Genomic DNA, 973 nt, shown 5'->3' on the forward strand with positions numbered 1-973 from the left:
CTACCGCGCCCTAACCGCATAACCAGCACGAAGAATCACGAACGCCGCGTACACCACCTCAAAGGACTTGACCCGTCCTTGAGCCACATGTGCTCGGCGAAGTGGGCTTCGTGCCGCATCCCCAACCGCTCGCAGATGGCGACGGATGCCGCATTCCGAGGGTCGAGTTCGGCGTACACGCGATGCAGCCCCAGCTCGCCGAAGGCGAGGTCGAGCAGAAGCCGCGCGGCCTCGGTCGCGTAGCCCTTTCCCTGCGCGGACGGTGCGAGGATCCATCCGATCTCGGCTGTGCGGTCATCGACGCTGGTCAGGTGGAAGTACATCGTGCCGGCGAAGTGGCCGTCCTCGTCGCGGATAGCCGGTTGAACGTAGTCGTCGGGGTTCTCGAGCCGGGCGGCCTCCGCATCCCGTGCGAGCACCTCGACGACCTGTCGGCGTGACCGAGCCTCGTACAGGAGGTAGCGACAGACCTCTGGGTCGGACTGCATGGCGTACAGCGCCTCCAGGTCGTCGTCGCGCAGAAGGTCCAGTGTCACCCGCGAGCCGTGAACAGGGCGGAAATCCCAGGGCAGAGGCATGAAGCCATCCTCGCGTCACGCAGACTGCCATGGCTAAGACGCCGCCATATTCGCAGACCCAAGGCGCCCACAAAGCGGCGGGACGCCAGAAGGCCGGTTGCTGGTGGCTGCAGGTAGCATGACGCTACCCCGTTGAGTTGTCGGAGCGGCGAATCATTTGTCCCTCCCCCGCAACTTCGCATTCAGAGGCCCCTTCCGTCCCCGCTGAGGAAGGGGCCTCGGCGGAGCGCACGGAAAGCGCAGCCGAGAGCACGAGTGAGACGGATTCGTCAACGGACGGGCGAGCCCATTGCGCTGGCGGTGCGTTCCGCGACGCGCCTAGACGGTATGTAGTGGCCCTCTTCGGGTGAGGGGGTCGCGGGACGGGGCCTCGCTCACAAAACTCGTGGGTTACC

At 65.7% G+C, this 973-nt stretch carries 1 protein-coding gene; it reads right to left on the minus strand.

Going from position 1 to position 973, the window contains the following annotated elements; genetic code table 11:
- Nucleotides 1-35 precede the first annotated feature (35 nt).
- On the minus strand, nt 36-578 hold the full coding sequence (locus ACPW96_RS23280; RefSeq protein WP_425886121.1) for a GNAT family N-acetyltransferase: 543 nt from the start codon (nt 576-578) through the stop codon (nt 36-38).
- Between the last annotated feature and the right edge of the window lie 395 nt (nt 579-973).

This window comes from Micromonospora sp. DT81.3 (genome assembly GCF_049847225.1).
Classification (GTDB): Bacteria; Actinomycetota; Actinomycetes; order Actinomycetales; family Microbacteriaceae; genus Microbacterium.

What these genes read in the sequence shown, in the direction of transcription:
- ACPW96_RS23280 (WP_425886121.1), bottom strand. Translation starts at nt 578, where the DNA reads ATGCCTCTGCCCTGGGATTTCCGCCCTGTTCACGGCTCGCGGGTGACA.